Source organism: Enterococcus sp. C76 (assembly GCF_040886985.1).
GTDB lineage: Bacteria > Bacillota > Bacilli > Lactobacillales > Enterococcaceae > Enterococcus_B > Enterococcus_B lactis.
Window position 1 is genome coordinate 415,160 of the sequence record NZ_JBFOEY010000001.1, and the last position, 12,665, is coordinate 427,824.

The window sequence follows — 12,665 nt, forward strand, 5'->3', positions numbered from 1 at the left end:
CAGTGCCGGTTTTAGTTGTGTAATTAGCTGATTTATAGTAGAGTTCAGTAGGATTGAAAAATAGGCTTAAAGGAGCAAAATATGACAGAACAGCAAATAGTAAAGAAAAACGAACGATATACAGTCGAAATCGTCGACTTGAGTTATGAAGGAATGGGGGTAGCAAAAATCGATGGTTATCCATTGTTTATCGAAAATGCACTCCCTGGAGAAGAAGTAGAAATACTAGTAGTGAAAGCAGGCAATAAGTTTGGGTATGGGAAAGTCGAAACATTTATTACACAATCTCCTGATCGCCAGCCTGTAGAAAACAATGCATTACTTCGCACAGGTATCGCACCTTTAGCCCATTTGAAGTATGAACAACAGCTTGTCTTCAAACAAAAACAAGTAGAGCATGTAATGGCGAAGATTGCTAAGATGCCAGAAGTTCCTGTACTTCCAACGGTCGGAATGGCAGAACCATTCGGCTACCGTAATAAAGCACAGATCCCTGTTCGCCGTATCGATGGACAGTTAGCCACCGGTTTTTACAAAAAGAATAGCCATGATCTAGTCCCTATCGAAGATTTTTATATCCAAGATCCTGTCATCGATCAAGCAATCAAAGTAGTCAGAGATATCTTGCAACGGTTCCAAGTACGAGGATATAATGAAGAAAAAAATGAAGGCCAGCTTCGTCACATCATTATCCGTCGTGGTCATTATTCCCATGAAATGATGGTCGTTTTAGTTACTCGTAAAGAAAAATTCTTTAAATCCAAGGAAATTGCTGAAGCCATTCATGAAGAATTGCCAGAAGTGGTTTCGGTCATCCAAAATATCAATGAAGAAAAAACAAATGTGATTTTAGGAGACAAAGAAAAAGTTTTATATGGCAGAGACTATATCGAAGATCAGCTATTAGGAAAAACCTATCGAATCTCAGCAAAGTCATTTTATCAAGTAAATACTCAACAAGCAGAGTATCTGTACCAAACAGCCATCGAGTTTGCTGAGTTAGATAAAAAAGACATTGTGATCGACGCTTATTCAGGAATAGGTACGATTGGCTTGTCTTTAGCAGACAGAGTGGATAAGGTGTATGGGATGGAAGTTATTCCAGAAGCAATTGAAGATGCACAGTTCAATGCTTTAAATAATAAAATCGAAAATGTTCATTATGAAGTCGGAAAAGCAGAGAAAGTCATGAAAAAATGGCAAGAAAAAGGGATTAAACCATCTGTGATCGTAGTTGACCCTCCACGAAAAGGATTAGATCATCATTTTATTGAATCAGCAATCGAAATGTCACCAGAACGAATCGTCTATATCTCGTGTAATCCGGCAACTTTTGCAAGAGATGCTAAGTTATTTGCAGAAGCAGGTTATGCCGTGAAGAAAGTTCAGCCTGTAGATCTTTTCCCGCAAACCCATCATATCGAATTAGTCGCTTCATTCGTTAAAGGAGAATAAAAATGGACCAAAAAGAAAAAATGAAAGAATTGATCAAAAAGAAACAAGGTGGAGGCCGATCCAAACAAATGGAAACACCTAAGAATGATCGTAAAAACATGAGAAAAGGCCCTAAGATCTTTAATAAGTAATATGGTTAAAAAAGGATGGGGAACGATGATCTTGATGATCGTTCCCCATCCTTTCACTATTTAAATCCTCATACACTTTGTTTTATATTCTTGAAAATGATATAACCTAAAAAAGATAAAAAAAGAGTGAATAAATGCCGCTATACTCCACATTTTTTGGTAATTCAATCGGCTGTTCGTGAAAAAGTCGTTGAAAATGAGGGGTTAAAAAAGTCATGATGACAAAAGAAACAAGAAATTTAGCTGCATTTAGAAAAGCTTAGAAAAACTCATGAAAGCCATCAGAATTGCTCCTGCTGACTGGAAAGCTACATACGAGGCCATTCCAAAATATTTAGCTGATTGCATTCAGATATTTTAACATTTTTTGTGTTCAACCAGTAATGAGACAAAGAGGCTGGGACAGAAGCGTTTAACTCCAAGAAATAAGAAGGAATTCACGAAAATTGCTTTTTCAAATTTTTGTTAATTTCAGCTTATTTCCGAAGGAGTTGCTTCTGCTTCCGCCGTTTATACGTGTTTAGAGCGTGGGACAAAAGTGTTCTTTACTTTTGTCCCACGCTCTTTTGGCTATGCTACCTGAAATTGACTATTATAAAGGCTAGCATAAAGCGTTGGTGCTTGGAGTAATTCAGAATGCGTTCCTTTTTCGACGATATCGCCGTTTTTCATTACAAGGATCATATCTGCATTTTCAATCGTTGACAAACGGTGCGCGATGACAAAACTTGTCCTGTCTTTTGTCACAGCCTCCATTGCTTGCTGGATCAATGCTTCTGTTCGTGTATCTACACTAGAAGTTGCTTCATCTAAAATAACGACAGGGGGATTTGCCAGAATGACCCGTGCAATTGTTAATAATTGTTGCTGGCCTTGAGATAACGTACCATTTTCGCTAGAGATGATTGTATCATATCCCTCTGGCAGTGTTCGAATAAAGTGATCACATTGCGCGATTTCAGCCGCTTCGATAATTTGTTCTCTCGTGGCATCCATTTTCCCATAGGCAATATTATCGGCCACTGTTCCTTCAAACAGCCAGGTATTTTGTAAGACCATCCCAAAAGAACGGCGTAGTTCTCCACGCGAAAGCTTAGTAATATCGCGGCCGTCAAATTCGATCTTTCCTTTATTCAGTTCATAAAAACGCATCAGCAGATTGACTAAAGTCGTTTTTCCTGCACCAGTTGGTCCAACGATCGCCACAGTTTGTTTTGGTTTTACTGAAAAATCAACTTGATTCATCAATATTTTATCCGATGTGTAACCAAATTGTACATTTTTGAAAGCTATTTTTCCTTCCGGTTCTTCCAAAAGTTTTGCTTCTGGTAGGTCCGGAATTTCATCTGTTTCATCTAATATCTCAAAGATCCTTTCGATTGCTGCCATTGCGGATTGGATCGAGTTGATCACATAAGAAGCAGTAGAAATTGGTTCAGAGATCTGATTGATGTACTGAAGGTAAGCTTGTAAGAAGCCAATCGTCACACCACCAGAAAGAACAAGTATAGCACCGAATACCGCACTTATGATGAAGGCGAGTTGATTGATGAAACGGATTGCCGGATAGATGGCAAAGTTCATAAATTGAGCACGTTTAAAAGCATTGTATTGTTTTTTGTTTACTTCATGTATAGAAGCTTCTGCATGAGCTTGCTGATTGAATGTTTTGACTACTAGATTACCAGCTAAGATTTCTTCCATCCGATTATTCAAGACACCTAGTTCATATTGGTTTTGTTCAGAAATCTGTTTGTTTTTATTCGCAATTTTAGTTGTAACAATTGAACTTCCGACGATCAGCAATAAGACGAGCAAAGTAAGCTTGCTTTCGATATAAAACAGCATTAGACCAGCAGCAGCTATTGTTACGACAGAAGTGAAAAATTGATTGATACCTGTCAATAACACTTGAGAAAGCTGATTGAGTCCGGTAGTCGTTCGACTGATGATGTCGCCGACTTGATGATTATCAAAAAACGACATCGGTAACGTTTTGAATTTTTTTGTGATTTCTTTTCGCACCCTCAATGTGATCTTTTCGCTTAATGCTGCCATTGTACGTTCTTGGATAAATGAAGCAATACTACTTAGGACTGAGCAGCCGATCAGCAATAAGACAGGGAACAGCAATGCTTGTTTGATATCACTGAAAGAAAGCTGTCCAATACCTGTTTTTCTTATTTGCGACAACAAATCATCAATCCCGATTCCCATGATCAGGGGCATGGCTACAACTAATAGGTTGCCCAACAAACTGCATAGAAACAATCCGTAAAAATATTTATGTTCAGGTTTGATCATTTTCCAAAAACGTATCAAAGCGCGTGTGTTCAACGTTTTTTTCTTTTCCATCGAATCCCTTCTTTCTATATTCCTTGTGATTTGGCAAATTCTTGATATGTTTGACAATTAGACAATAGTTCTTCATGAGTACCTTGTCCTACGATTTTTCCTTCATCTAAAACAATGATGTTATCTGCTTGTTGGATCGTACTGAGACGTTGAGCAACAATCACGAGAGTTTTCTCCGACATGTGTTTATGGAGTGCTGCCCTTAATGCTGCGTCTGTTTTATAATCTAAAGCGGAAAAACTATCATCGAATACATAGATTTCTGCTGGTTTGATCAATGCTCGAGCAATGCATATCCGCTGTTTCTGTCCGCCAGAGTAATTAGAACCACCTTGAGCAACAAAGCTATCTAATCCATCAGGAAGAGTGTCCACTAGTTCTTCTAATTGGGCGATCTTGATCGCTTTAGTCAATTCTTCTGGTAAGGCATGTTCATTTCCCATCTGCAAGTTGCTTAAGATCGTACCGCTGAATAAGAAGGCTTTTTGAGGGACATAACTGATGTGTGAGCGGATCTGTTCCTGCGTCATTTGAGTAAGAGGGATACCACCAAGGGTCACTTTTCCTACCGTAGGATCACTTAGTCTCAAGAGAAGTTTTGCTAAACTGCTTTTTCCAGATCCGGTCCCGCCAACAATCGCCGTTGTTTTTCCTTTAGGTATTGTAAAATCAATATCTTCTAGAACTGGATCAGAAGTTTCAGTATATTTGAATGTGACATGTTCAAAAGCAGCTGCATTTATCTGAGCAAAGGATGGTTTAGCAACTGTTTGGATCGTCTCTTCTTTAATTTCGATCTCTGCTTCGAGTATTTCTTCTATTCGTCGTAAAGAGGCGAATGATTTAGGGATAATGACCAGTACCATGGCTGCAATCATCAAATAAGCAAGTGTCAGCATAGAGTATTCCACTACCGCGGTCACGACCCCGATCTGTAACGTCCCGTCTGCCACAAGATTTCCGCCAAACCACAAAATAGAAGCATAAACGATTCCCATGAGTAAAAAAGCAATTGGAGTGACCCAAGCAAAGATTCGGTTCACTTTGATCATTTGACTAGCATAATCTGCAAAGGTCTGATTCGTTCGCTTTTCTTCATATGATTGATTATCAAAGGCACGAATCATATTGATCCCCGTAAAGAATTCTCTCAATGTGATGGTGATCCGATCCATTTTTGGTTGGATACTCAAAGATAAAGGCGTTCCTCGTTTCATCAGTCGGTAAACGATCCATACGTAAAAAACAACAGAGAGTAATGTAACCCATGTAAGCAATAGAGAATAACGAAACATCATGAGGATGGTGAAAAAGCAAATAACTGGTGCTGGTAAAATCATTTGGCAAAATAAAACAATCATTTGCTGGACATTATCGACATCATTCGTCATTCTTGTCAAAAGAGATCCAGAACTGAAACGGCTGATATCCTTCATTGACAGTTGTTGGAATTTACGGAAATATTTCTCCCGTGTCTGGAATCCAAACCGAGCGGATGCCAACGCTGAAAAGTAACTAGAGGCAACTGCAGCGATCGTTCCTAGAAATGCTACAAGTAGCATTTCAACGCCGATTTTCTTGATAACAGAGGCTTCGCCACTTGCTATACCTGTGTCGATCAGTTTGGCTACTAATTTTGGTACACCTAATGTACCGGCGATTTGTAAACAGATCATCACAAAGGTAAGGAGAGCGAGTCCTTTGTTTTGCTGTAAGAATTTTTTTAAGATAGTCATATTATTCCTCCTTTTTCCTGATACTTTTCGATTCTATACCTTCAAGTAGCTTGAAGGTCAATAGAAAAAAGAATAAACTAGAAAAGAGGTGAGAAAAAATGAAAAAAATGTACACGATCGGCCAAGTATCAGAACTGTTCGATTTGCCAAAATCAACGATTCGCTATTGGGATGAACAGGGCCTGATCCGGTCAAGCAGACAGGAAGAGAATGATTACCGCTTGTTTGATATCGACGATATTTTTATGCTTTATGATATTGTTTTTTATAGAAAATTAGATATACCGATCAAGCAGATGAAGAATTTATATGGTAAAACGCTGACGGAGTTATATGAGACGCTTGATGAAACAGAAAAAAGAATCCATAAAGAACTATTGATAATGAAACAAAAACAGAAAGAGATAAGGGCGCGAAAAAAACAGTTGAAATTGATGATCGATACAGACGAGGAAGAATTTCCTATAGAAGAGATCCCTTTTGACTGTATGATCTCAACGGAATTTGAGGATATTGTGGAAATAAAACAATTTCTACCGAACTATTCGAGTTTTGGAATGATGAGTATGCCAGCTTCCAGTTCGCAAACGATGTACGGCTTTTTTATCGACCCCAGTGAGATACATTTATTTTCCCAAGATGTGATTTGGAAGAAAAAAGATACGACTGTTTATCGCCGGTTTTTATTGAAATCTGAGATGAACCATGCGGAACGTAATAATATCTTAGAAGTCAGAAAAACAATGCATGAAAAAGGGTGGGAAACAGGAGAAGTGATCGGACAATATCTATTGACAAATACGGACGAAAACAATATCAGAATTGAATATTATCATGCATGGATGGAAATGAAAAAATAGGAAAGAAATATTTAGGATAAGTGGATTGAATGGATGAAAACGAAATAAGAGAGAAACTGCTTGATTTTTTTTATTAAAAAAAGATTGACAAAATGAAACGAAAGTGGGATATTAATTAGCAAATAATGAAGCGTTGAAGAGAAGAGTAGCTGATCGGAAATAAGTACAGAGACCTTGGTAGGTGAGAGCAAGGATTGTTTGGTCAGTGAAGATGAGCTCTGAGTTTTTTGGATTGTTCACGCAATCTAAACGGTAAAGCGACCGATAACTCGCCGGGTATACAATCTGTACCGATGAGGCATTATTTGTGAAAATAATGCAAATAAGGGTGGTAACACGAAGTATTCGTCCCTTTTGTCGTTCAACGGCAAAAGAGGCGGGTACTTTTTTCTTTTTTTGAAAAGCTTCTTACGCTTTGTTAAAACATGATTATTGGAGGAGATTTTTTATGACAATTCGAACAACATCACCATTTCGCTATGACATCGTCGGGAGCTTTTTACGTCCTGAAAAGCTGAAAGAGGCAAGGACTCGTTTTACCGATGGGGAAATCACACAAGAGGAACTTCGAAAAGTTGAAGATGAAACGATCATCGAATTGATAAGAAAACAAGAAGGAGCTGGTTTGAAAGCTGTTACTGATGGAGAGTTCCGTCGCAGCTGGTGGCACTTGGACTTCTTTTATGGGTTGAATGGCGTGGAATTTTATGTGCCTGAACATGGCTATTTCTTTCATGGAGAAGAGACACGTCCTGGTACAGTGATTGTGACGGGGAAAATTTCTGGTACGAACCACCCTTTCGTCGAACATTTTAAATTCACTCAGGCTCATACAAGTCAAGGCATCGAAGTGAAACAGACAATTCCTGCTCCAGCTCAAATTTTAGTGGAACTACTTCGTCCGGATATATTACCCCATGTTCGAAAAGTCTATGAAGACAATCAAACATTGATCAAAGATATCATCGCAGCTTATCGTCAAGTGATCGACGACTTATATGAAGCAGGTGCGCGGACGATCCAGCTAGATGATTGTACATGGGGAGTATTAGTTGCACCACTTCCTAAAGGGTTTGCGATGGATGAGGGAAAAGATGAAAAAGAAGTTCGTCGGGAACTAGCAAATCTTTATTTAACGATCAACAATGCAGTCTTAGCTGACCAGCCGGATGATTTAACACTCAATACACATGTCTGTCGCGGGAATTATCATTCTACTTGGGCAGCATCGGGGGGCTATGACGACGTAGCAGATCCATTATTTACTCAAGAAAATGTCCGTGCCTATTATTTAGAATACGATAGTGAACGTGCTGGGAGTTTTGCACCTTTAGCGAAAGTTTCCGAAGATAAATTAGTCGTATTAGGCTTGATCACAACGAAAAGTGGTGAACTGGAAGAGCGCCAGCAAGTGATTGACCGGATCTACGAAGCGACACGATATCTGCCTTTGGATCGTTTGTGCTTAAGTCCTCAATGCGGATTTGCTTCAACAGAAGAAGGAAATATTTTGTCTGAAGAAGAACAATGGGAAAAGATTGCTTTTGTCAAAAGCATTGCAGAAGAAGTTTGGGGGAACAATTAAATCATGCAGGAGAGCTTGCTAGGAAAGAACACTATGGTATAATCAGAATGCTTAATATTAATTACTGAGGGAGACTTATGAAAAAGAAAATTCTTAAATTTATCGGATGGTTCTTCGGAATCATTCTTGGGATCGCGTTTGCACTCTTTCTTGCCTTCCAGCTTTCCCCCAGACCCGGAGCATTCTTGATCAACCATATGTTTTCAAATACTGTTCAAATCACCGATCAGAAAACGTTCAATCAAGCAGAAAAAAACGTGGCGAAAAAAACAGATTTGACGTACGAGTCCAACTATAAAGAGAATACGTATGATATCTACTATCCAAAAAACAGCAAGGGACCTGTTCCTGTTCTGTTTTGGGTACATGGTGGAGGGTTCGTCGGCGGAGATAAATCAGGTGTCAAGGAATTTGCGACAAAATTAGTATCAGACGCCAACATCGCAGTGGTGGCGATGAATTATGAATTAGCGCCTGATTCAGAATACCCTAATCAAGTTCTTCAAGTGAATGAGCTAGTCAAAGATTTATTAGCTGAAGAAAAAGACGACAAACTGTTAGATATGGAACAACTATTTTTTGGCGGAGATAGTGCAGGTGCACAAATCGCTTTGCAATATGCAGCTCTACAAACAAATGAAGCGTATGCCAAACAAATGAAAATCAAACAGGTACTTCCAAAAGATAGTTTGAAAGGAACTATTTCTTATTGCGGACCCGTTGATTTGAAACTAACAGCACAGCAACATTCGGATGATCGATTTATGAAGTTCTTCGTCAAAACCGTTGCATGGTCGTTGATTGGAACAAAAGATTGGAAAACGAGCGAGCAACTGAAAGAAGCTAGTGTGGCTGACCATGTTTCTAAGGAATTTCCGCCAACGTATATAACTGACGGAAATGCTTACTCCTTCCAAGAACAAGGTCAAGCATTAGAAAACCGGTTGACAGAATTAAAGGTACCCGTGCAATCCTTGTTTTATACAGATACAAAAAAAGAGATTACCCATGAATACCAATTTGATTACACGCTAAAAGAATCGCAAAATTGTTACCAGCAGACATTGGATTTTGTGAATAAGTATAAGTAAGAGGTTGTGAAAAAGCCGTTTAGTTTTGAGTATGAAGAAACGAAGCGGCTTTTCACAACCTCTCTTTTAATACCTTTTTGTTCTTGGGATAAAACTTTCCCGAACAATCAATCGTGCAGGATAAGTCAAAATGATTGGTTCGTCCCGTATTCCGTCAATTCGCTCCAATGCCATTCGAACAGCTGCTTGCCCAATTGATTTCGCATTGATTTGAACACTGGTCAAGCCAGGGGAGAGGTTTGCGATTGTCTCGATATTATCAAAGCTTGCTACAACAATCTCTTCTCCAATTTGGATATTTTTTTGTTTCAATGCGCGATAGACACCGATTGCCATTGGATCGCTCCCGACAAGAATGGCAGTAGGAAGAGGAGATTCATTTTCTAATAGATCAGTCGCAAGTACCTCACCTTGTTTTTCTGTCCAGCCACCTAGACGATAAGAAATATACTTTTCCAAGTGATGATCTGCCATAAAATGTTGATAGGCACGCATCCTTTTTTCATTTGTAGAAATCTGTTTCCCACCAAATTCATCCATATCGACTTTATACCCCCCGATATAGGCTATTCTTTTATGGCCATTTTCTAAGAACAATTCCAGTACGGTTTTAGTCATCCGTTCAAGATCTGCATAGACCATATCGACCTCTTGCTGGATGTCAGGGTTATCCACGACGACTATTTGCATGTTTTGTTTTAACAAGGCGGTAATCGATTCTTTCGTAACGGTCCCAACAACGATCACCGCACCTAACTGATCTAGATCTTCCCATTGTTTAGGATTATCAGATAGATTATAGATTCGATTCATCCCTAAATGCAGACGTCGAGCTTCTTCTTCCATCCCTACTCGCAAATGTTTGTAATAGATATCCTGTTCTTCGCTCGCCTTGCCGATCGTAGAGATCACACCAATCGAAGGCATTCTCTTTTTGATATATTTTCGAGTACTGATATCATAATCCAACGCAGCTGCTGCCTCTACTATTCGTTGCCGAGTAGCCTGAGCCACATGGATCGTCTGATCGTTATTCAACACGCGGGAAACTGTAGCAGGAGAGACATTTGCCTTTCGTGCGACATCTCTAATTCCAACCATTTTTACACACTCCTCAAAAAAAACAAAAAAATTCTATTGACAAAATTGTTTAGTAAACAGTATACAGGAATTATAAAAAAAGTAAACGGTTTCCGTTTTGGTGGGAGTGAAATGATGGATATTACGCATAGAAAAACAGAAAAAAATTTCATCTTATTTGATGAAAAGAGCCGAGTCTTCCATTTACGAAATACATTTCTTTCTTATCTGATAAAGATAGAAGAGAGCAATGTATTGGCGCATATTTATTTTGGCAAACCAGTCAAGCAGTACAAAGACAATAAAAATTATCCCCGAAGAGATCGTGGATTTTCAGGAAATATTCCCTTAAATCCTGACCGGTCTCTGTCGAAAGATACACTACCACAAGAATACTCTTCTCATGGCAGCATGGACTTTCGAACGCCCGCATCGATCATTCAGCGCAAGAATGGGTCAGACTTACTGGATCTGAGATATGACAGTCATTATATTACAGATGGGAAGCCAGACATCGAAGGCTTGCCTCAAACTTATGTGCTAGACAAGTCAGAGGCACAAACGTTGGTGATTTCACTTAAGGATAGAGAAACAGCGATTTATTTCGATTTGTTCTATACCATATTTAGTGATAGAGCAATGATCACACGATCTGTAAAGATAAGAAATGAAACCAGAGAAACAATCAAACTAGAAAAAGCAGCTAGTTTCCAGCTAGATTTTGCCCATACTAGGCGATTTGATGAAGTCATTGCTTTGCCAGGAGCACAGGTCAATGAAAGACAGATCTCACGGCAATCTCTTTTATCTGGAACAAAAGTATTTGAAAGCCGTCGAGGAACGAGCAGTCACCATATGAATAACTTTATTGCTTTAGTTCATCATCATACGACAGAAAATACTGGAGAAGCGATTGGACTTCAATTTGTTTATTCCGGCAACCATTCTTTCGAACTTGAAAAAGATCAGATTAATCAATTGAGAGTTGTCGGTGGGATCAACAGCCATCGTTTTTCGTGGGAATTGAATGCAAATCAGTCTTTTCAAACACCTGAAATGATTCTTTCTTACTCAAGTCAGGGATTGAACAAAATGAGTCAGATCCACCATGAGTTGCTACGTGAAAGAATCGCAAGAGGTCGTCATCAATTTGCTGAACGGCCGATTCTTGTCAATAACTGGGAAGCCACTTACTTTGACTTCAATAGTGAAAAAATCAAGGCGATCATTGATGAAGCAAAGGAGCTAGGCATCGAAATGTTCGTATTAGATGATGGCTGGTTTGGAAAAAGAGATGCGGACAATTCTTCATTAGGAGACTGGTTCGAGTATGAAGGCAAGTTGACAAATGGATTACGTGAAATAGCAGATTATGCTCATAGCAAAGGATTGAAATTTGGTTTATGGTTTGAACCAGAAATGATCTCCATTGATTCTGAACTGTATCGAACACATCCTGATTTTCTTATGCAGGAGCCAGGTAGAATGCCTTCTGCTTCCAGATCACAACATGTACTGGATTTTACAAGGTTAGATGTTCGCCAGACGATTGAGAAACAAATGAGAAAGATTTTAGACACGATTCCTCTTGACTACATCAAATGGGATATGAACCGTTCGCTTTCAGATGTCTATTCGATTACCCTTGACCCACAGAGACAAGGAGAAGTAGCGCATCGTTACATGCTTGGGCTTTATGAACTACTCGAACATTTGACAGCTGATTATCCGGAAATCTTATGGGAAGGCTGTTCTGGTGGAGGTGGGCGGTTTGATGCTGGTTTTATTTATTATATGCCGCAGTCCTGGACAAGTGATAACACGGATGCAGTGGAGCGTATGAAAATCCAATATGGAACAAGTCTTGCTTATCCGATTTCGTCCATCACGGCTCATGTATCAGCTGTACCAAATCATCAGACTGGCAGATCTACTTCGTTGAAAACAAGAGGAGAAACAGCTATGAGCGCTGTTTTTGGTTATGAACTGGATTTGACAAAGCTGTCTCCTGAAGAAAAAAAGCAAGTCAAAGACCAAATTATATCCTATCAAACGATTCGTCCGGTGATCCAGTACGGCCATTATTATCGTTTGGCGAGTCCTTTTGAAGAAAATATTGCCGCATGGATGTTTGTGTCTCCTAAACAAGATGAAGCTATTGTGTTTTTAGGGAGGATACTAGCTTCAGCTCAACCAGCGTTCCATGAAGTATATCTGATGGGGTTAGATGATGAGGCACTTTATCAGGAACAGACCTCGAAGCGGATATTTTCGGGGGCCGAATTGATGGCAGTCGGACTTTACTTCCCTGATTTTCAAGGTGATTTCCAAACAGAGCTGCTTCATTTCAAAAAGTTATGAGAGAGAAGGAA

Annotated in this window: 9 protein-coding genes and 1 other annotated feature; of the genes, 6 read left to right on the top strand and 3 right to left on the bottom strand. The window is 39.2% G+C overall.

Annotation, left to right across the window (positions count from 1 at the left end):
* Nucleotides 1-81: 81 nt before the first annotated feature.
* Entirely contained in the window at nucleotides 82-1,455 is a 1,374-nt protein-coding gene (gene rlmD / locus AB3I00_RS02035) for a 23S rRNA (uracil(1939)-C(5))-methyltransferase RlmD (RefSeq protein WP_002314856.1), read from the top strand.
* A 2-nt stretch (nucleotides 1,456-1,457) separates the two neighbouring features.
* Entirely contained in the window at nucleotides 1,458-1,586 is a 129-nt protein-coding gene (locus AB3I00_RS02040) for a 30S ribosomal protein S9 (protein WP_002295229.1), read from the top strand.
* A 570-nt stretch (nucleotides 1,587-2,156) separates the two neighbouring features.
* Here AB3I00_RS02040 and AB3I00_RS02045 read toward each other — a convergent pair.
* Complete coding sequence (locus AB3I00_RS02045; RefSeq protein WP_368024681.1) at nucleotides 2,157-3,941, bottom strand: ABC transporter ATP-binding protein; 1,785 nt, start codon at nucleotides 3,939-3,941, stop codon at nucleotides 2,157-2,159.
* A gap of 14 nt (nucleotides 3,942-3,955) precedes the next feature.
* A complete protein-coding gene (locus AB3I00_RS02050; RefSeq protein ID WP_368024682.1) occupies nucleotides 3,956-5,677 on the bottom strand; it encodes an ABC transporter ATP-binding protein in 1,722 nt (573 codons plus the stop codon).
* A 98-nt stretch (nucleotides 5,678-5,775) separates the two neighbouring features.
* Here AB3I00_RS02050 and AB3I00_RS02055 point away from each other — a divergent pair, with 98 nt between their 5' ends.
* From AB3I00_RS02055 to AB3I00_RS02065, 3 genes are all read left to right on the top strand, one after another.
* Nucleotides 5,776-6,537: a MerR family transcriptional regulator gene (locus tag AB3I00_RS02055; protein ID WP_368024683.1), complete on the top strand. Its 762-nt coding sequence runs from the start codon at nucleotides 5,776-5,778 to the stop codon at nucleotides 6,535-6,537.
* 124 nt (nucleotides 6,538-6,661) lie between these two features.
* Nucleotides 6,662-6,893 (top strand) — a binding site (T-box leader).
* 92 nt (nucleotides 6,894-6,985) lie between these two features.
* Nucleotides 6,986-8,122: a 5-methyltetrahydropteroyltriglutamate--homocysteine S-methyltransferase gene (locus tag AB3I00_RS02060; protein WP_368024684.1), complete on the top strand. Its 1,137-nt coding sequence runs from the start codon at nucleotides 6,986-6,988 to the stop codon at nucleotides 8,120-8,122.
* A gap of 77 nt (nucleotides 8,123-8,199) precedes the next feature.
* The gene (locus AB3I00_RS02065) at nucleotides 8,200-9,213 is read left to right on the top strand and encodes an alpha/beta hydrolase (protein WP_368024685.1); all 1,014 of its coding nucleotides are present in this window, start codon (nucleotides 8,200-8,202) and stop codon (nucleotides 9,211-9,213) included.
* 66 nt (nucleotides 9,214-9,279) lie between these two features.
* Here AB3I00_RS02065 and AB3I00_RS02070 read toward each other — a convergent pair whose 3' ends face one another.
* A complete protein-coding gene (locus AB3I00_RS02070; protein ID WP_002319100.1) occupies nucleotides 9,280-10,314 on the bottom strand; it encodes a LacI family DNA-binding transcriptional regulator in 1,035 nt (344 codons plus the stop codon).
* A 114-nt stretch (nucleotides 10,315-10,428) separates the two neighbouring features.
* Here AB3I00_RS02070 and AB3I00_RS02075 point away from each other — a divergent pair, with 114 nt between their 5' ends.
* Complete coding sequence (locus AB3I00_RS02075) at nucleotides 10,429-12,654, top strand: alpha-galactosidase (protein ID WP_368024686.1); 2,226 nt, start codon at nucleotides 10,429-10,431, stop codon at nucleotides 12,652-12,654.
* The last annotated feature ends 11 nt before the right edge of the window (nucleotides 12,655-12,665 follow it).

Bases quoted from the DNA above. Each gene is read 5' to 3' on its own strand.
- rlmD (WP_002314856.1), top strand. From the start codon at position 82: ATGACAGAACAGCAAATAGTAAAGAAAAACGAACGATATACAGTCGAA.
- AB3I00_RS02040 (WP_002295229.1), top strand. From the start codon at position 1,458: ATGGACCAAAAAGAAAAAATGAAAGAATTGATCAAAAAGAAACAAGGT.
- AB3I00_RS02045 (WP_368024681.1), bottom strand. From the start codon at position 3,941: ATGGAAAAGAAAAAAACGTTGAACACACGCGCTTTGATACGTTTTTGG.
- AB3I00_RS02050 (WP_368024682.1), bottom strand. From the start codon at position 5,677: ATGACTATCTTAAAAAAATTCTTACAGCAAAACAAAGGACTCGCTCTC.
- AB3I00_RS02055 (WP_368024683.1), top strand. From the start codon at position 5,776: ATGAAAAAAATGTACACGATCGGCCAAGTATCAGAACTGTTCGATTTG.
- AB3I00_RS02060 (WP_368024684.1), top strand. From the start codon at position 6,986: ATGACAATTCGAACAACATCACCATTTCGCTATGACATCGTCGGGAGC.
- AB3I00_RS02065 (WP_368024685.1), top strand. From the start codon at position 8,200: ATGAAAAAGAAAATTCTTAAATTTATCGGATGGTTCTTCGGAATCATT.
- AB3I00_RS02070 (WP_002319100.1), bottom strand. From the start codon at position 10,314: ATGGTTGGAATTAGAGATGTCGCACGAAAGGCAAATGTCTCTCCTGCT.
- AB3I00_RS02075 (WP_368024686.1), top strand. From the start codon at position 10,429: ATGGATATTACGCATAGAAAAACAGAAAAAAATTTCATCTTATTTGAT.